The organism is Pseudomonas sp. RA_105y_Pfl2_P56, from assembly GCF_963970845.1.
GTDB classification, from domain to species: domain Bacteria; phylum Pseudomonadota; class Gammaproteobacteria; order Pseudomonadales; family Pseudomonadaceae; genus Aquipseudomonas; species Aquipseudomonas baetica_A.
In genome coordinates, this window is sequence record NZ_CAXAPL010000003.1 from 63,085 (window position 1) to 80,270 (window position 17,186).

Consider the following 17,186-nt stretch of genomic DNA (forward strand, 5'->3'; position numbering starts at 1 on the left):
CTCTCACTTACTGTATTTGTCGCCACATGATACGACGGCTGCCGCCGCCGGATTTTTCCACCAGGGTAGTCACGCCACCACTGGAGTCACTCACGATCTTGCGCGTTGCACCGTTGACGATGGCATTCAGGGTCGGGATACCGCCGGTAAACACAACGCCACTGGAAATCGTGTCGTTGCTATCGACCACACCATCGGCGTTGGTATCGAGCACCGCGTAGTTAAGCATCTTACCGCTGAACGCATCGAGTTCGACCAGTTTGCCAGTGCCGAAACTGGCACAGGGATCGGAGGTATCGACGCTCGCCGTGGTGAAGATGATCCGACCGAGCACCAGGCTGGCCTGATTGATCACCCGCTCACCGGTCAGCGCGTTGTTATACACCAATGGCAGATACCAGCCTTTCTCCCCCGGATAAGTCGTGTCGTTCTGGGTGGTGGTAATGAATTGCCCGGAACTGCCGGAGAATACGCCCGTGACGGCCTGCGCCCGCAAACTACTGACAGTGAGTTGCCCCGAGCCACCATCGGCATCCCACACCGAGTAGAACGCCTGCAAATCCTTGTTGGTCTTATCTGCCGTTTCGTTGAATTTACCGGTACCGACGAAAATCTGTTTGCCGCCCAGCGCGTTGTCTGCCAGCAACGGTTGCGCGGTAATCGGCTGAGTCGATCCACCTGCCGTGGTGAACAACGGTTTGCCGGAAAATGCTACACCCCAACTGCTGGTCGACATCGCGCTCAAATCGAACTTCCACAATCGCCCTTTCAAGTCGCCGCCATAGGCAGCCTGCACCACATTGGACGAGTTGACCTTGAGTTTCACCGAGGACAGACCGTTAGTGGTTTCTCTACTGTCGATCACGATTTTCCTGATCAACGATCCATCACGCACATCCAGTACATACAAGGCGGCCACCCCGGAGTTGCTGCCATAACCGTTGGCAATGAACGCCGCCCAGCGCCCATCGGCCAAGCGTGCCACTTCCGGTCGGGCATAGGCGTAACCCAGATCATTAAAAGCGTTGGCGGTGCTGGCGGTGGCCGGTGCGCTGACTTCCCACAGAGCGCGTAAAACGTTGCCCGCAGACGCGTCAAACAGTTGCAGCGCATAGAACGTCTTGCCAGCGGCACCGGTGCCACCGATGGCCAGGGTTTTCCAGGCGCTGTTGAGTTGGGCGTCATACACGCCGACCTGACCGTCGACCAGAAACTTGTGGCTGACACCGTTGATGTACGTCGGATCGGCAATAAAGCGCAGCGACGGCAACACACTGGACGGCATGTAGGCGTAGCGCCGAGTGCCGTTGGCCGAGTTGATGACGTTGACGAAACCGTCGTTGGCATTCACCACAAGGCTGGCGTTCATGTTCGCCGCTTTGGTGGTCAGGTAGGCGCTGTAAGTGGTGTCGCCGGACAGGTCTGAGGCGGTTTTATCTGTTGGCGACGCCAGCACCAGTGGCGAGTTGATGATGTCGCCCAACAACACACTGCGAACCTTGAACCCGGCCTTGTTGGTCCCTTTGCTCCATTCCACCAGATCGTTACCCGTCATGCCGGTGGGCAGGCCCTGACTGAGTGTCGTCTGTTGTGTGGCGGAAAAGTTACCGTAGAACAGCGTTACAGCGGCATTGCTGGATGTGTTCCAGGATTGGTAAATCGGCGCCGTAGCCCCCGGCACGATGGTCGTGTCAGTGGTCCAGAGTGTCGCCGACGTGTTCACCGCCCCGGCCGCTGTGAAGCCAAAGGACTTGATCGTGCCGCGCCAGTCCTTGGGGTCGTAGCTGGTCTGGAAATAGCTGGTGCCGCTGGCGAGTGTAGTGCCGCTGGTGACACCGCTGCCGCCGGAGCCGGCCTTGGACGTAATATCGCTGAGCGCCGACGACAATGCCGCGTTCAGCCCAGTGCTGTCGGTCGCTTGATAGTACTTGCCCTGTCCGTAACTGGCCGCATCGGAGAGCATCTCGTTGTCAGCGGTGAACCCCACGGTGTAGGTGTTCATGTTCTGTTTGGGAAAATCCACTGCATTCCAGCTCTTGCCCGCCGCGTCCGTACCGGTTGAACGCATGTCGATGTCAAAAGCGAATTTGGCGATGTCATCCAGATAGAGTGTGTCGCCCTCATCGTCGCCATTGAGGTTATTGCCGTCATTGTTGACGCCATCCCAGTTCGGTAAACGGCTGCCGCCTAACGGATCGTTGGTCGGGAAGGTACGGTCGAATGTCGGCAACCCGTCAGTGATCACCACACCGTAATTTTTCTGGCAGCGATAGTGGATCGGGCTGGTGTAGGTGCTCGGCGAATTGTTGTAGTACGGCGTCATACCGCGCATGTAGCGGGTGACTTCGTAATAGGTTTCCGCCAGCGGCGTGTTCGCCACAGCGCTCAGTCCGTTGATCGAGGAGATCAGAGCGTTGTAGTTGCTGTCGGCCTGGGCCTGGGTAACGCTGCCGGTCACCGGTGACAGATCACTGATGGTACGGGCGATGTAACCGCCATTACCTGAATTGTTGCTGGTGACCGGATTGAACGTCGACAGGCCAATGCGCAATGTGCGATTGCTGGTCACCAGAGCTGTCGATACGTTGCGCGCGACATTGATCCGGTAGTCGTTGGGAATCGCTCCGGTGGTGAAGTCACGGTTACTGCCGTTGGCCAGGCCGACCACGTAGGAAATGTAGTCCGCTGAGTATCGGGTGTTGCCACCACCCACCGGATCCGGCAATTTCAGGCAAAGCGGCGTCAGACTGTTGTTGTAAAACGCATACGCTCCACCGGAGCAACCGGATGTCGAAAGGCTCGACAAAAATACCGTGTTACCGCGGATCTCCGTCGAACTGAAGCACAACCCGAAAAAACCGTTGCACTGTCGTGCCGGTGTGCGGTCAACGGCAGGATCGAATTCCGGCGCATAAATGATGCTGTTCATGCTCCCCGAGTCGTCGATAAGCAGCATCACATTCGGCGCTACTGCTGCAGCGCTCAACAGCGGCGAGTCGGATGGTGTGAACGCATAGACCGGTGTTGCCAAATAGAAACCCAGCAGCATGCCGAACAGCAGCGATGCGCAGCGCTTAATACTTCGCATAGACACTCTCCACCACACTGCGCGAAGTGCCGGCAATGCCGACCGCGGTCACCCGATAAAGCGTTGCCGAGGTGTTGCTCGGCACGTTGACAGCGGTCAGCGTCGTGCCGATGTTCTGCACGCCATAGAAGCCGTTACCGGCGGTGATCCAGGTCACGCCCGATGTCGAATTGAACCCGGCCGCACTGACCACCGATGACTCTGCCGGCGGCGCACATTGTGTCGTGCCGCTGCACACTGCCAGCGTATAGGTATCGAGTTGCACCGCACTCTCACCCACCCGCAACGCGGCTTCAGCGGTCTGGAACGATTGATTGCGCAGGCTCACACTGCCCGCCATTTTTTCCTGAAGGGTGGCGCTTTGCATCGACGAAAGGCCGATCATCGTCAGCAACAACAGAAACACCAGGCTGACCAGCAGCACCATGCCGCGTTGCGCCTGACGTTGATGGAAAGAAATCCTCACAGGAGCAGCCCTCACTGCAAGCGGTTGCGGACAGCCGCAACCACGTTGAAGGTTTGATCGGCCACCCGTTTGCTCGGGTCGTTGAGGGTCAGGCTCAAGCGCACGCTGCGGATCCGTGCTGGATCACCGGGGTTGGTACTGTAAGTCGAAGCCGCCACATCGGTGGCTGAACTGGCCAGACCGAAAGTCACGTTGAAAGCGCTGACGTTATTCACCAACACTTGCTGAGCAGGTGTGCCGCTGCCGGTGCCCATCAGAATCTGATTGTTGCTGAAACTGTAGAGCAGACGGCGAATCGGGAAAGCGATCTGCCCGGTCGCCGGGCTTCGCAAACCGGTGTAAGCCGTTGCGCTGTTGCGGCAATCGGAGAGCACTGTCCAGGTCGGTGTGCCGCCGCTGCCGCCGATGTCGGCCGTGACCAGCGTCAGTTTCAGGTTCGCGTTGTCCCAACTGATCGGCGTGATCTGCGCCGCACTGAAATCCCCTGACGTGCTGGCGTCGGTGATCGTGCCAAGGCAGCCAAACATCCCGACCATACGGATTTCCTGAATCATTTTGCTCAACACGAAACGCGCATCTTCCTGCATGGCAGCGGCACTGTTCTGGCTGACGTAGGTATTCTTCGCGGCAATGAAAGTCTGAACCACGCCCAACACCACAATCAGCCCCAGTGCCAGGGCGACCAGCATCTCGATCAGGCCAAAACCGCGGTTGTGACGCTTCATGGCGTGGCCACCGGATCGACCGCAGCGCGACTGGTCAGCACGAAACTGCGTTGAGCGCTGGCCGTGTTGGCTGCCCGCGCGTCACTCCAGGTGATGGTGATGGTGTAAACCCGCTGGTTGAGCGTGATGCTGCCGGTCGCCGTCGGCCCGCCGAAACCGACGATGTTGGTGGTGAAATCGTAGAGATCCTGATCGCGGGCGACGCTGAGGTTGCCCGACGTCGGTGGCGTGACGGTGTAGTCGGCGCCGGAATTGGCGCGGATACGGTCCATCATGTCGTAGGCAATGAAACTGGCCTGACTGGTCATGCGCGAGCTGTCGGTGTACTTCAGGGCATTGAGTTGCACGGCCGCCGCCCCCAACAGCCCGACCGTAAGAATCAACAACGCGACCAGCACTTCGATCAGCGTCATGCCTTCCTGTGCGTTTTTACTCCCTGCCCTCATCCGCAACTTCCACCCAATTGAATTCGTCCGTTCAAACACACATTCAGCGTCCTGCTTTGCGTTCCCAAGGTGTAACTGAAGACCACCGCCGTCGATGGCGCGGCCAGACCGCCGAGATTGTTGAAGTCCAGTGCGGTCACCCCAGAGGTTAGCGCCAGAGTTGCGCCGCTGCTCATGGCTGGAACAACCCGCAACACATTGGCCGAAGTGCCAGTACTGTCGTAGACCGACAGTTCGCCGGTCCAGGCATTGCCCCCGGCCGTCGGCCGCAGCCGCGTCGTCACGCCCCGATCAATCGCTTCCAGTCGTGCGAAATTGATCGCTCGTTGCAGGTCGCCCATTTCGGTATCGGCCCTGCTGCCCTGTATCGAACGGGTAAACGCAGGCACCGCCAAAGTGATCAGGGTTACGAATATCGCGACCGCAACCAGCAACTCGATCAGCGTGAAACCTTTTGTACGAAGATCCATCGTTGCCCTCCGTTGCCGTCAGCTATACCTGCTTCTACACGCTAGAACATTCAACCGACCTGTGTCGGTTGATTTGCCCTGTGCGGCGCACGGATCGCCCCGCACATCACACGCCATGGAGGGAATTTTCATGCCGCAACGAGGCTTCAGCCTGATTGAACTGCTTATGGGACTGGCGATTGGCGCAATTGTTCTGATGCTGGTCAGTCCGGCGTTTGCCACGCTCAGGGAGTCAAACCATCGGGATCAGGCCGCACAGTCGTTGCTCGACGGCATCCGCAATGCCCGCACAATGGCGATCACACGCAATCAAAGCGTGGTAATCCATGGCATCAATGGCGACTGGAGTCAGGGCTGGCGGATCATTCTGGATATCAGCGGCAAGGGGCCGGAGGACAGCAGCAATCCGCTGCTGGTGGAGCGTGCGAGTGACGCGAAGGTGCCGATTGTCGGCAACTGGTTGGTGAGCCGTTATGTGCGCTTCAGCAGCCTGGGGCAACCGCTGATGCCCGGTCGAGCCTTTCAGGCTGGGACATTACACATCTGTTCGACTCGCGAGCCGGTCAGCCAGCGCCAGGTGGTGCTGGCGGCGACCGGTCGAGTGCGCCTGAGCAGCAAAAACGCTGAACAGGCGTTGTGTCAGAAAACAAATACGCTTAAATCGAACGTACGCGCAGCTCTTTAGGCATCGAGAACGTGATGTTCTCTTCGCGGCCCGCCAGCTCATCGGCACCGGTAGCGCCCCAGGCCTGCAACTGTTGGATCACGCCACGCACCAGCACTTCAGGTGCGGAAGCACCGGCGGTGATGCCAATGCGCTCGACGCCATCGAACCAGCTCTTTTGCAGGTCTTCGGCACCGTCGATCAGGTAGGCCGGAGTGGACATGCGTTCGGCCAGTTCACGCAGGCGGTTGGAGTTGGAGCTGTTCGGGCTGCCGACCACCAGGACCACGTCGCATTCGTCGGCCAGTTGCTTGACCGCGTCTTGTCGGTTTTGCGTGGCATAGCAGATGTCGTCCTTGCGCGGGCCACCGATGGCAGGGAAACGCGTGCGCAAAGCATCGATAACGCGGCTGGTATCGTCCATCGACAGCGTGGTCTGTGTGACGAACGCCAGTTTTTCCGGGTCATGTACCTGCAACTCGGCCACGTCTTTCTCGTCTTCGACGAGGTAGATTGCACCGCCATTGCTGGCATCGTACTGGCCCATGGTGCCTTCAACTTCCGGGTGACCGGCGTGGCCGATGAGGATGCATTCGCGACCGTCGCGGCTGTATTTGGCGACTTCGATATGCACCTTGGTGACCAACGGGCAGGTGGCGTCGAAGACTTTCAGGCCACGGCCAGCGGCTTCGGTACGCACGGCTTGCGAAACACCGTGGGCACTGAAGATCACGATGACATCGTCCGGAACCTGATCCAGTTCTTCGACGAAAATGGCGCCACGGCTGCGCAAATCCTCAACGACGAATTTGTTGTGCACTACTTCATGACGCACGTAGATCGGCGGCCCGAAGACCTCCAGGGCGCGGTTGACGATTTCTATCGCCCGGTCCACGCCGGCGCAGAAGCCACGGGGGTTGGCGAGTTTGATTTGCATGCTGTGCCTCGTGTCTTGCGCGCGAAAAAACAGTGAATAACGACTGTGGGAGCGGGCTTGCTCGCGAATGCTGACTGACATTCAACCTATAAGTTGCCTGACACACCGCTTTGGCGAGCAAGCCCGCGCCCACATTTTTACAACGCCTTGACGCTGATGATTTCCACGTCAAAGGCCAGCGTCTTGCCCGCCAGCGGGTGATTGAAGTCGATGGTCACTTGCGCGTCGTCGAACTCTTTCACCACACCCGGCAGCTCAGTATTGGCCGCATCGTTGAAGATCACCAGCAAACCCGGCGACAGCTCCATATCAGCAAACTGCGAACGTGGGATGATCTGCACATTCTGCGGATTCGGTTGACCGAAAGCGTTCTCCGGCTCGACGCTCAGCGTACGCTTGTCCCCGGCCTTGAAGCCAAACAAAGCAGCCTCGAAACCCGGCAGCAGGTTGCCGTCGCCGACCTTGAAAGTCGCTGGGGCCTTATCGAAGGTGCTATCGACCGTGTCGCCGTTCTCCAGGCGCAATGCAAAGTGCAAGGTGACTTCCGTGTTCTGGCCGATGCGTTGCTCAGCCAATACCTGTTCAGTCATGAACGGTTTCTCCGGTTTTCTTGGTTTTGAACATGTCCAGTGCCAGCATCACCGCGCCAACGGAGATGGCGCTGTCGGCGAAGTTGAACGCCGGGAAGTACCAGCGGTTCTGCCAGTGCACCAGAATGAAGTCGATCACATGGCCCAGGGCAATGCGGTCATACAGATTGCCCAACGCACCACCCAGCACCAGCGCCAAAGCGATGGCCAACCAGGTTTCGTTGCGCCCCAGTCGCTTGAGCCAGACCACCAGCACCGCGCTGACCACGATCGCGATCAGGGCGAACAGCCAGCGCTGCCAGCCGGAACCGTCAGCGAGAAAGCTGAACGCAGCACCGGTGTTGTAAGCCAGGGTCCAGCTGAAGTAATCGGGAATGATCACGATCTGCTGGAACATTTCGAGCTTGTTTTCGAAGTAGAACTTGCTGGCCTGGTCAATGACCAGAACCAGCAAACTCAACCAGAGCCAGCTCAACCGTCCGAAACGGCCAACGGCATTAGGCATAGTGACGAACCTCGCCGGCGCCGCTGATGTTTTCAACGCAGCGACCGCAGATTTCCGGATGCTCCGGGTTTACGCCAACGTCTTCGCGGCAGTGCCAGCAACGGGCGCACTTGGCGAAGGCCGATTTGACGATCTTCAGCTTCAGGCCGCTGACTTCGGTCGCTACCGCGTCGGCCGGAGCCTGGACAAACGGTGCAACGCTGGCGGTCGAAGTGATCAGGACAAAGCGCAGTTCGTTGCTCAGCTTGGCCAGATCGGCGCTCAAGGCGTCTTCGGCGAACAGCGTCACTTCGGCTTGCAGGTTGCCACCGACGGCTTTCGCCGCGCGCTGGATTTCCATTTCTTTGTTGACCGCGACCTTCACTTGCATGATGCGATCCCAGTACTCGCGACCCAGCTCGAAGCCTTCCGGCAGCTCGGTCAGACCTTCGTACCAGGTGTTGAGCATGACCGATTCGTTACGCTCGCCCGGCAGGTATTGCCACAGCTCGTCGGCGGTGAACGCCAGGATCGGTGCGATCCAGCGCACCAGCGCTTCGGAGATGTGGAACAACGCGGTTTGCGCCGAACGGCGGGCCTTGCTGTTGGCGCCAGTGGTGTACTGACGATCCTTGATGATGTCGAGGTAGAAACCACCCAGCTCCTGCACGCAGAAGTTGTGGATCTTGGAGTAGACGTTCCAGAAACGGTACTCACCGTAGTGCTCTTGCAACTCGCGTTGCAGCAGCAGCGTGCGATCCACCGCCCAGCGATCCAGTGCCAGCATCTCTTCGGCCGGCAGCAGGTCGGTGGCCGGGTTGAAACCGGTCAGGTTCGAGAGCAGGAAGCGCGCGGTGTTACGGATACGCCGGTAGGCGTCCGCGCTGCGCTGCAGGATCTGCTCGGACACGGCCATCTCGCCGGAGTAGTCGGTCGAAGCGACCCACAGACGCATGATGTCGGCGCCCAGGGTGTCGTTGACTTTCTGCGGTGCGATCACGTTGCCCAAAGACTTGGACATTTTGCGGCCGGACTCGTCGACGGTGAAGCCGTGGGTCAGCAACTCGCGGTACGGCGCGTGGTTATCGATGGCACAACCGGTCAGCAGCGACGAGTGGAACCAGCCACGGTGCTGATCGGAACCTTCCAGGTACAGGTCGGCACGCGGGCCGGTCTCGTGCCCCATCGGGTGCGAACCGCGCAGAACGTGCCAGTGAGTGGTACCCGAATCGAACCAGACGTCGAGGGTGTCGCTGATCTTGTCGTACAGCGGCGCATCGTCGCCAAGCAGTTCGGCAGCGTCCATCTTGAACCAGGCTTCGATGCCTTCGACTTCAACGCGCTTGGCGACTTCTTCCATCAGTTCAACGGTGCGTGGGTGCAGCTCGCCGCTTTCCTTGTTCAGGAAGAACGGGATCGGCACGCCCCAGTTGCGCTGACGGGAGATGCACCAGTCCGGACGGTTGGCGATCATCGAGTGCAGACGCGCCTGGCCCCAGGCCGGGACGAACTGGGTGTCTTCGATGGCTTTGAGCGAGCGCACACGCAGGGTGTCGCCGCTGACCGGCTCTTTGTCCATGCCGATGAACCACTGCGCGGTGGCGCGGTAGATCAATGGAGTCTTGTGGCGCCAGCAGTGCATGTAGCTGTGCTCGATGACGGTGGTGTGCATCAGCGCACCGACTTCGGTCAGCTTCTCGACGATGGCCGGGTTGGCCTTCCAGATGAACTGGCCGCCGAAGAGTTCCAGCGACGGCACGTACACACCGTTGCTCTGCACGGGATTGAGGATGTCGTCGTTGACCATGCCGTACTTCTTGCAGGTCACGAAGTCGTCCACGCCGTAGGCCGGAGCGGAGTGAACCACGCCGGTGCCAGCGCCCAGTTCGACGTAGTCGGCCAGATATACCGGCGACAGACGGTCGTAGAACGGGTGACGGAAGTTGATCAGCTCCAGCTCTTTGCCGGTAGTGGTGGCGATGACCGAACCTTCAACGCCGTAGCGAGCCAGGCAGGCTTCAACCAGCTCTTCAGCCAGCACCAGCAGCTTGTCGCCGACATCGACCAGGGCGTAGTTGAATTCCGGGTGAACGTTCAGCGCCTGGTTGGCCGGGATGGTCCACGGGGTGGTGGTCCAGATCACGATCGAGGCTGGTTTGCTCAGCGACGGCAAACCAAACGCGGCAGCCAGTTTGGCTTCGTCAGCGATCGGGAAGGCAACGTCGATGGTCGAGGACTTCTTGTTTTCGTACTCGACTTCGGCTTCAGCCAGGGCCGAGCCGCAATCGAAGCACCAGTTCACAGGCTTGAGGCCCTTGAACACGAAACCGCCCTTGACGATTTCGGCGAGGGCACGAATTTCACCGGCCTCGTTCTTGAAATCCATGGTTTTGTACGGGTTGGCGAAGTCGCCCAGCACGCCGAGGCGGATGAACTCGGACTTCTGCCCTTCGATCTGCTCGGTGGCGTAGGCACGGCACAGCTCGCGGGTCTTGTCCGCGCCCAGGTTCTTGCCGTGGGTCACTTCAACCTTGTGCTCGATCGGCAGGCCGTGGCAGTCCCAGCCCGGAACGTACGGCGCGTCGAAACCCGACAGGGTTTTCGAGCGGATGATCATGTCCTTGAGAATCTTGTTCAGTGCGTGACCGATGTGGATCGTGCCGTTGGCATACGGAGGGCCGTCGTGCAGAACGAACTTCGGACGATCCTTGCCAATCTCGCGCAACTTTCCGTACAGGCCAATACTGTCCCAGCGCTGCAGGATCTGCGGTTCGCGCTGTGGCAGGCCGGCCTTCATTGGGAAGGCGGTGTCCGGAAGGTTTAGCGTGGCTTTATAGTCGGTCATTTAAGGCTCTTCATTAGCGATGGGCGCTAGGTGCGGCTAGTGCACGGGCGGTGGCGACATCCGCATTGATCGCCGTTTTCAGCGCCTCCAGGGAGGCAAATCGCTGCTCTTCACGCAGCTTTTGGTGGAAAACCACCGTCAAACGCCGGTCATACAGATCGCCGGCAAAATCTAAAAGATGGACTTCAAGGTGGGCCTTGCCATCACCTTGCACCGTGGGCCGCACGCCGATATTGGCGACGCCGGGCCAGGTCTTGCCGTCGATATCCACATCCACCAGATACACCCCGGTAAACGGCACGCGACGACGCTTGAGTTGAATATTGGCAGTGGGCGTCCCCAGTTGCCGGGCCAGTTTCTGGCCATGCAGCACGCGACCGACGATGCGGTAAGGGCGGCCGAGCAAGCGTTCGGCCAGGGCAAAATCGGCGGCGGCCAATGCGTTGCGCACCTGAGTGCTGCTGACGCGAATGCCGTCCAGCTCGACGGTTTGTGCAGCTTCGACGCTAAAACCGTGGACCTGCCCGGCCTGCAACAGGAAATCGAAATCACCGAGGCGGTCGCAGCCGAAGCGGAAGTCATCACCGACCTCCAGATGCTGTACGCCGAGGCCGTCTACCAGAATGGTGTCGACGAACTCACTGGCGCTGAGCTTGCTCAGACGCTGGTTGAAGGCCAGGCATAACACCCGGTCAACACCTTCGGCCGCCAGCAGTTGCAGCTTGTCGCGTAGCCGGGCCAGACGCGCCGGCGCGGTCTCGGGCGCAAAAAATTCCCGTGGCTGCGGCTCGAAAATCACCACGCAGCTGGGTACGCCCAACTCGAGCGCACGCTCACGCAGTCGGGCCAGGATAGCCTGGTGACCACGGTGAACACCGTCAAAGTTGCCAATAGTGGCGACGCAGCCCCGATGCTGGGGGCGCAAGTTGTGGAGGCCTCGAACCAGCTGCATAACGCGCTTCTTGCTCATAAAGTGGTCGATTATAACCACACCCGACGGCCGACGACAGGCAACACCGTAACGCAAAGTGATCGAGCCGACAAAACTGCCGGCCCGTGCCCGCTCATAAAGGGTAAAACCTCAGCTCAAGGCTTTGCGATTGAAGTCGCGCAGACGAAAACCGAGCAGCAGCAACATACCAAAATACGCAACTACGCCGGCTGCCACCAAGGCCCCCAGACGCAGGAAGCGTTCAAGCATGTGCCCCTGATCCCAGGCTGGCATGAAATGCATGCCAATCAACAACACCGCCGACATCACCGCCACCGCCACCACCAGTTTGAAGCCGAACCTGGCCCAGCCTGGCTGCGGCTGGTACATCTGCTGTTTGCGCAGTTGATAGAACAGCAACCCGGCATTCAGGCAGGCGCCGGCACTGATCGCCAACGCCAGGCCGGCGTGAGCCAACGGACCAATCAAAACAAGGTTGAACAGTTGCGTGACGATCAGCGTGAAAATTGCGATTTTCACCGGAGTGCGAATGTTCTGTTGCGCATAAAAACCCGGGGCCAGCACTTTGATCACGATGATCCCGAGCAGGCCCACCGAATAGGCAATCAACGCGCGCTGGGTCATTTCAGCATCAAAGCCACTGAACTGGCCGTACTGGAACAACGAAACGGTCAACGGCTCGGCGAGAATCCCCAGCGCCAGCGAGCACGGCAGCACCAGCACAAAGCACAGACGAAGCCCCCAGTCGAGAATCCGCGAATATTCGTGGCGATCCTTGCTGGCGTAGGTTTTGGCCAAGGTCGGCAGCAGGATGGTACCCAGCGCCACACCCAGCACGCCGGACGGCAACTCCATCAAACGGTCAGCGTAATACATCCACGACACCGAACCTGCGACCAGAAACGAGGCGAAGATCGTGTTGATGATCAGCGAAATCTGACTGACCGACACCCCCAGGATCGCCGGCAGCATCTGCTTCATCACTCGCCAGACGCCGGTATCGCGCAGATTCAGGCGCGGCAGGACCAACATGCCGATCTTCTTCAGGTGCGGCAGTTGATAAAGCAACTGCGCCAGACCGCCCACCAGCACCGCCCAGCCCAAGGCCATGACTGGCGGATCGAAGTATGGCGTCAGGAACAGCGCAAACACGATCATGCTGACGTTGAGCAGGGTCGGTACGAATGCCGGCACCGAGAAACGGTTCCAGGTATTGAGGATCGCACCAGCCAGCGAGGACAGGGAGATCAGCAATATGTAAGGAAAGGTCACCCGCAAAAGGTCGGAGGTCAGCTGGAATTTTTCCGGCGTGTCGGTAAAACCGGGAGCTGTCGCCCAGATCACCCACGGCGCGGCGATCATGCCAAGCGCCGTTACCAGCGCCAGCACCAAGGTCAGCAACCCCGACACGTAAGCAATAAAGGTGCGCGTCGCCTCCTCGCCTTTCTGGCTTTTGTATTCGGCCAGAATCGGCACAAAAGCCTGAGAGAACGCACCCTCCGCGAAGATTCGCCGAAGCAGATTAGGCAGCTTGAAGGCAATAAAGAAGGCGTCCGTCGCCATCCCGGCCCCGAATATACGGGCGATGAGCGTGTCACGGACGAACCCGAGAACCCGCGAAAGCATCGTGATAGAGCTGACGGCGGCCAACGATTTGAGCAGATTCATTGAGGGAATTTGTGCCTGTCGATAAACAGCAGGCGAACAATGCGCCTACTTGTGCGATACTCTGCGCCGCAACAGCACAGAGCCAAAGCTCGCGAGTTTACAGGTCAAGCGCCGGAAATAAATATCCCGCCTCTTTATACCTACCACTTAGCGGAACGTTTCAAGCGCCCTTGACAAGACATCTCTTCATCGGCATGATTCGCGGCCTATTTTGTTTGCTATTTCCTAAAAAGTCTTTCGAGGAGCTCGACGGTGGCCAACTCACCTTCCGCCAAAAAACGTGCAAAACAGGCTGAGAAGCGTCGCAGCCACAACGCCAGCCTGCGTTCCATGGTTCGTACCTACATCAAGAATGTAGTTAAAGCCATCGACGCAAAAGACGCTGAAAAAGCTCAAGCTGCATACGTTCTGGCTGTGCCAGTTATCGACCGTATGGCCGATAAAGGCATCATCCACAAGAACAAGGCTGCTCGTCATAAGAGCCGCCTGAATGGCCACGTCAAAGCACTGAAAACTGCTGCTTAATCGACGTAGTCATTAAAAAACCGACCCTAGGGTCGGTTTTTTATTGCCTGTGATTTGATAAAGGCAGAAAAAATGTGGGAGCAGGCTTGTTCGCGAATGCAATCTGTCAGCTGACATATCCAGCAACTGACACGACATCTTCGCGAGCAAGCCCGCCCCCCACATTTAGATTGACGCTTTTACTGCCCGGCCGGCATCCACGGCAAAATCGGGATCGCCGTCACCGCATTCTGCGGACTGCCCTCGATCAAGCGATCGCTATAGACCAGGTACACCAGCGTATTGCGCTTCTTATCGAGGAAACGCACCACTTGCATGGTTTTGAATACCAGCGACGTGCGCTCCTTGAACACCTCTTCGCCATCCTTAAGCTCGCCCTTGAACTTGATCGAACCGACCTGACGACAAGCAATCGATGCCTCGGCGCGATCTTCAGCCAGCCCCAAGCCACCCTTCACGCCACCCGTCTTGGCGCGCGAGAGGTAACAGGTCACACCCTCGACTTTCGGATCATCGAAAGCCTCGACCACGATCCGGTCGTTCGGACCGACAAACTTGAACACTGTCGACACCTGACCAATTTCTTCAGCCGAAGCCAGCAATGGCAGCACCATCAACAGGCCCAACAATCCTTTTGCTACGCGCATGAGTTTTCCTTACACCAAAATCAGATTGTCACGGTGAACCAGTTCAGGTTCAGCCATGTAACCGAGCAAACCGACAATCGCATCCGACGATTGACCGATGATTTTTTGCGCCTCCAGCGCACTGTAGTTGGCCAGGCCACGAGCAATCTCACGACCATCCGACGCCACGCAAACCACCATTTCACCGCGCCGGAAACTCCCCTGCACCAGCTTCACACCCACCGGCAACAGACTCTTGTTACCCCGGGACAGCGCCGACACCGCACCATCATCCAACACCAACGTACCACGGGTTTGCAGGTGCCCTGCCAACCACTGCTTACGCGCCGCCAGCATGCCGCGCTCAGGCGACAACAACGTGCCGATACGCTCACCCGCCTTCAAGCGATCAAGCACACGCTCAAGACGCCCACCCACGATGATGGTGTGTGCGCCGGAACGAGCCGCCAGACGCGCCGCACGCAGCTTGGTTTGCATACCTCCACGCCCCAGCGCGCCACCTGTACCACCCGCCACCGCATCCAGACCCGGATCATCGGCACGCGCCTCGTAAATCAACTGAGCATCGGGATTGTTGCGCGGATCAGCATCGAACATGCCATCGCGATCCGTCAGGATCACCAGCAGATCAGCCTCGACCAGGTTGGCCACCAACGCCGCCAGCGTGTCGTTGTCGCCAAAACGGATTTCATCAGTGACCACGGTGTCGTTCTCGTTGATCACCGGAATGACTTTCAGCTCGACCAGCGCACGCAAGGTGCTGCGGGCATTCAGATAGCGCTTGCGGTCAGAGAGGTCGTCGTGAGTCAGGAGAATCTGCGCGGTGTGCCGACCATGCTCGGCAAAGCTTGATTCCCAAGCCTGCACCAAGCCCATCTGACCGATTGCCGCCGCAGCCTGAAGCTCGTGCATCGCACTGGGTCGTGCGGTCCAGCCCAGACGGCTCATGCCGGCCGCCACCGCCCCGGAAGACACCAGCACCAACTCGACACCCGCCTCATGCAGGGCCACCATCTGCTCGACCCAGACACTCATTGCCGCGCGATCCAGCCCTTTGCCATCAGCTGTCAGCAAAGCGCTGCCGATCTTCACGACCCAACGCTGCGCACCTGTCACCTTGCTCCGCATCATCTTCAACCTTAGCTTGAGGACAGCGCGACCTGGCACTGCCCGTGACGTTAATCGTGGCTATTGGTGACCAACGATCGATTTCCAGATACTAAAACGCCGCTCGATTGAGCGGCGCTTAAGTTTACTGCAACGAATCAGTCACGCACGTAAATGATTTCCGGACCGTCTTCGTCATCCACGTCTTCTTCATCCCAATCATCGTCGCCGATGTCGTGGACCGACTTCACGCCACTGCGACGCAGGGCACGCTTGTCATCCAGCGCCTGCAACTGCGCGCGGGCTTCGTCTTCAATGCGCTGATCGAGATCGGCCAGTTCTTCCTTGTAAGCCGGGTCGGCAGCAAGGCGATCGGCACGATCTTCCATGTAACGCATGATGTCGTGGCACAGACGCTCCGTACCGATCTTGGCAATTGCCGAGATCACGTAGACCGGACCTGTCCACTCCAGACGATCAACGATCTCCTTGACGCGAGCATCGTGCTCCTCCTCAAGGATCTGGTCGCACTTGTTCAGCACCAACCAGCGGTCACGCTCAGCCAGGGACGGACTGAACTTGATCAGCTCATTGACGATGACCTCAGCCGCATCAGGCGCACTGGTGTCATCCAGCGGCGCCATATCCACGAGGTGCAGCAACAGACGCGTACGCGCCAAGTGCTTGAGGAAGCGAATCCCCAGGCCGGCACCGTCGGAAGCGCCTTCGATCAAGCCCGGGATGTCGGCAATGACGAAGCTCTTCCAGCGATCGACGCTGACCACACCCAGGTTCGGGACCAACGTGGTGAACGGGTAATCGGCGACCTTCGGCTTGGCGGCCGAAACCGAACGGATAAAGGTACTTTTACCGGCATTCGGCAAGCCCAGCAGACCTACGTCGGCCAACACTTTCATTTCCAGCTTCAGGTCGCGCTGCTCGCCCGGCTTGCCCGGCGTGGTCTGGCGCGGCGCACGGTTGGTACTGGATTTGAAACGGGTATTGCCCAGACCGTGCCAACCGCCCTGCACGACCATCAACTTCTGGCCAGCCTTGGTCAGGTCACCAATGACCTCCTGAGTCCCGGAGTCGATCACGGTCGTACCGACCGGAACACGCAGGATCAGGTCTTCACCCTTTTTGCCGGTGCAGTCGGTGCTGCCACCATTGGAGCCACGCTCAGCATCGAAATGCCGGGTGTAACGGTAGTCCACCAGGGTGTTGAGGTTTTCGTCGGCCATCATGTAGATGGAACCACCATCACCACCATCACCACCGTTCGGACCACCGTTCTCGATGAACTTTTCCCGACGGAAACTCATGGCGCCATTACCGCCATCACCAGCCTTTACGCGAATCGATACTTCATCAACAAACTTCATAACCAACGCCTCTCGCCGTACGGACGAGCCGAAAAACAATCAAGACATAAGACTCTTGCAAAAATGAGCGCAGCGACCCCAAAACACGACCTGCTTCGCACGCCGACAGCCCATACAAACAGCTTTGCAAGAGACTCACCCCACAAACGAAAAAGCCCCGTCGCAAGACAGGGCTCTTCCAGCGATCTCG

16 protein-coding genes are annotated in these 17,186 nt (G+C 58.8%); 2 read left to right on the forward strand and 14 right to left on the reverse strand.

Annotated features, from left to right (window positions below; genetic code table 11):
• Positions 1-7 precede the first annotated feature (7 nt).
• The 5 genes from AACY11_RS03195 to AACY11_RS03215 are packed head-to-tail and all read right to left on the reverse strand — an operon-like array spanning position 8 to position 5,195.
• Positions 8-3,088, reverse strand: a complete 3,081-nt coding sequence (locus AACY11_RS03195; protein ID WP_339493854.1) for a pilus assembly protein — start codon at positions 3,086-3,088, stop codon at positions 8-10.
• Positions 3,075-3,515: a pilus assembly PilX family protein gene (locus AACY11_RS03200; protein ID WP_339432819.1), complete on the reverse strand. Its 441-nt coding sequence runs from the start codon at positions 3,513-3,515 to the stop codon at positions 3,075-3,077. The genes AACY11_RS03195 and AACY11_RS03200 overlap by 14 nt, the downstream gene beginning before the upstream one ends.
• Before the next feature lie 50 nt (positions 3,516-3,565).
• Positions 3,566-4,279, reverse strand: coding sequence for a PilW family protein (locus AACY11_RS03205; protein WP_221730093.1), 714 nt, complete (start codon positions 4,277-4,279; stop codon positions 3,566-3,568).
• On the reverse strand, positions 4,276-4,725 hold the full coding sequence (pilV, locus tag AACY11_RS03210; RefSeq protein WP_339432771.1) for a type IV pilus modification protein PilV: 450 nt from the start codon (positions 4,723-4,725) through the stop codon (positions 4,276-4,278). The genes AACY11_RS03205 and pilV overlap by 4 nt, the downstream gene beginning before the upstream one ends.
• On the reverse strand, positions 4,722-5,195 hold the full coding sequence (locus AACY11_RS03215; RefSeq protein WP_221730095.1) for a GspH/FimT family pseudopilin: 474 nt from the start codon (positions 5,193-5,195) through the stop codon (positions 4,722-4,724). Before AACY11_RS03215 ends, pilV begins: the two co-directional genes overlap by 4 nt.
• 130 nt (positions 5,196-5,325) lie before the next feature.
• Here AACY11_RS03215 and AACY11_RS03220 point away from each other — a divergent pair, with 130 nt between their 5' ends.
• Complete coding sequence (locus tag AACY11_RS03220; RefSeq protein ID WP_339493855.1) at positions 5,326-5,880, forward strand: GspH/FimT family pseudopilin; 555 nt, start codon at positions 5,326-5,328, stop codon at positions 5,878-5,880.
• Here the strand turns inward: AACY11_RS03220 and ispH are convergent.
• The 6 genes from ispH to murJ all read right to left on the reverse strand — a co-directional run bounded on the left by ispH (position 5,852) and on the right by murJ (position 13,335).
• The gene (gene ispH / locus AACY11_RS03225; RefSeq protein WP_221730097.1) at positions 5,852-6,796 is read right to left on the reverse strand and encodes a 4-hydroxy-3-methylbut-2-enyl diphosphate reductase; all 945 of its coding nucleotides are present in this window, start codon (positions 6,794-6,796) and stop codon (positions 5,852-5,854) included. The two genes, AACY11_RS03220 and ispH, sit on opposite strands and share 29 nt — an antisense overlap.
• A 137-nt stretch (positions 6,797-6,933) precedes the next feature.
• Positions 6,934-7,371 carry an FKBP-type peptidyl-prolyl cis-trans isomerase gene (gene fkpB / locus AACY11_RS03230; RefSeq protein ID WP_339432818.1) on the reverse strand — a complete coding sequence of 146 codons (438 nt, stop codon included), beginning with the start codon at positions 7,369-7,371 and terminating at the stop codon, positions 6,934-6,936.
• Between the two features lie 7 nt (positions 7,372-7,378).
• On the reverse strand, positions 7,379-7,891 hold the full coding sequence (lspA, locus tag AACY11_RS03235; RefSeq protein ID WP_221730098.1) for a signal peptidase II: 513 nt from the start codon (positions 7,889-7,891) through the stop codon (positions 7,379-7,381).
• A complete protein-coding gene (ileS, locus tag AACY11_RS03240; protein WP_339432769.1) occupies positions 7,884-10,715 on the reverse strand; it encodes an isoleucine--tRNA ligase in 2,832 nt (943 codons plus the stop codon). Before ileS ends, lspA begins: the two co-directional genes overlap by 8 nt.
• Positions 10,716-10,728: 13 nt before the next feature.
• Positions 10,729-11,667, reverse strand: coding sequence for a bifunctional riboflavin kinase/FAD synthetase (gene ribF, locus AACY11_RS03245; protein ID WP_339432768.1), 939 nt, complete (start codon positions 11,665-11,667; stop codon positions 10,729-10,731).
• A 129-nt stretch (positions 11,668-11,796) separates the two neighbouring features.
• Positions 11,797-13,335: a murein biosynthesis integral membrane protein MurJ gene (gene murJ, locus AACY11_RS03250; RefSeq protein WP_339432767.1), complete on the reverse strand. Its 1,539-nt coding sequence runs from the start codon at positions 13,333-13,335 to the stop codon at positions 11,797-11,799.
• A 252-nt stretch (positions 13,336-13,587) separates the two neighbouring features.
• Between murJ and rpsT the strand changes: the two genes are divergently transcribed.
• The gene (gene rpsT, locus AACY11_RS03255; protein ID WP_166216506.1) at positions 13,588-13,860 is read left to right on the forward strand and encodes a 30S ribosomal protein S20; all 273 of its coding nucleotides are present in this window, start codon (positions 13,588-13,590) and stop codon (positions 13,858-13,860) included.
• A 179-nt stretch (positions 13,861-14,039) separates the two neighbouring features.
• On the opposite strand, the gene AACY11_RS03260 is transcribed toward rpsT, so the two are convergent.
• From AACY11_RS03260 to cgtA, 3 genes are all read right to left on the reverse strand, one after another.
• Complete coding sequence (locus AACY11_RS03260) at positions 14,040-14,507, reverse strand: CreA family protein (RefSeq protein ID WP_221730102.1); 468 nt, start codon at positions 14,505-14,507, stop codon at positions 14,040-14,042.
• Positions 14,508-14,516: 9 nt separating this feature from the next.
• Positions 14,517-15,635 (reverse strand): glutamate 5-kinase, encoded by a 1,119-nt coding sequence (gene proB / locus AACY11_RS03265; protein ID WP_339493927.1) that lies wholly within the window; start codon positions 15,633-15,635, stop codon positions 14,517-14,519.
• 137 nt (positions 15,636-15,772) lie between these two features.
• The gene (cgtA, locus tag AACY11_RS03270; protein WP_339493856.1) at positions 15,773-16,996 is read right to left on the reverse strand and encodes an Obg family GTPase CgtA; all 1,224 of its coding nucleotides are present in this window, start codon (positions 16,994-16,996) and stop codon (positions 15,773-15,775) included.
• Between the last annotated feature and the right edge of the window lie 190 nt (positions 16,997-17,186).